The sequence below is a fragment of the Hyphomonas chukchiensis genome (genome assembly GCF_000682695.1).
GTDB classification, from domain to species: domain Bacteria; phylum Pseudomonadota; class Alphaproteobacteria; order Caulobacterales; family Hyphomonadaceae; genus Hyphomonas; species Hyphomonas chukchiensis.
Genome location: NZ_AWFG01000076.1, coordinates 1 through 1,162, shown reverse-complemented (window position 1 = coordinate 1,162; position 1,162 = coordinate 1). Strand labels below are relative to the sequence as shown.

General features: G+C 57.8%; 1 protein-coding gene. It reads left to right on the top strand.

What is annotated here, in order from left to right:
• Positions 1–1,119: integrase core domain-containing protein (locus HY30_RS17455; protein ID WP_034743998.1), on the top strand; the 1,119-nt coding region annotated here is incomplete at its 5' end.
• Positions 1,120–1,162: the final 43 nt, after the last annotated feature.

Sequence of the window (1,162 nt, the reverse complement as noted above, 5' to 3'; positions counted from 1 at the left end):
CGGCTTGAGGGCGAATCGATGACAGATCTTTGCCGGGAGTTCGGGATTTCCCGGAAGACTGGCTACAAGATCTTCAATCGCTACAAGGAAGAGGGGCTGATCGCCCTGGAGGATCGTTCCCGTCGGCCAGTGCGGTATGCCAACCAGCTGCCGGTGCCGATAGAGCAGGCGATCATCGAAGCCAAGAAGGACAAGCCCCATTGGGGTGCTCGCAAGATCAGGGAGCTCCTGGTGCGCCGCCTGGCGGGTGACGTGCGCATTCCCGCCCACTCGACCATCCATGCGGTTCTCGACCGCCGTGGCCTTGTCAGCCGGGCTCGCAGGAAACGCCAGAGGGCATTGGGAACGCCCCTTTCATCCGGATCGGTTCCCAATGCCCTCTGGTGTGTTGACTTCAAGGGAGAGTTCCGTCTCGGCAATCAGGCATATTGTTATCCTTTGACCGTAACCGACCATGCTTCGCGCTTCATCCTGGCCTGCGAGGCATTGGAGGGCACAAAGGAAGTACCCGTCATCGAGGCCTTCCACACCCTGTTCCAGGCGCGTGGACTGCCCGATGCCATACGCTCGGACAATGGCGTCCCGTTTGCCAGTCCCAACGGGCTCTACAATCTCTCGAAACTCTCTGTCTGGTGGCTCAGACTCGGCGTCGCCATCGAACGCATCAAGCCAGGCCATCCGCAGCAGAATGGCCGGCATGAGCGCATGCACCTGACCCTGAAGCAGGAAACCACCCGGCCGGCCTGCGAAAATCACCTGCAACAGCAGGTGCGGTTCGATGATTTCGTCAGGGAATACAACACAGAACGCCCGCATGAAGGCCTCGATATGGCGACCCCGGCAGAAATCTACACTCAGTCGTCACGCGTCTATGACGGCTTGCCGGAGATCGACTATCCCTTCCATGATCGCGAGGTGCTCATAACTTCTTGTGGACGGATCTGCATGCACCGGAAAAAAATCAACATCTCCACCGTGCTCGCCGGTCAGCGCGTTGGTATCACCGAAGTCGATGACGGGATCTGGCTCGTCACTTTTATGCACTATGATCTCGGATACATTGACCTCGAACAGAGGACCCTGCAAACAATCGACAACCCGTTCGGAGCAAAAGTGTAACCCATCTCTCCGATACATAATGTTACCTATGTGTCCGGGTCGG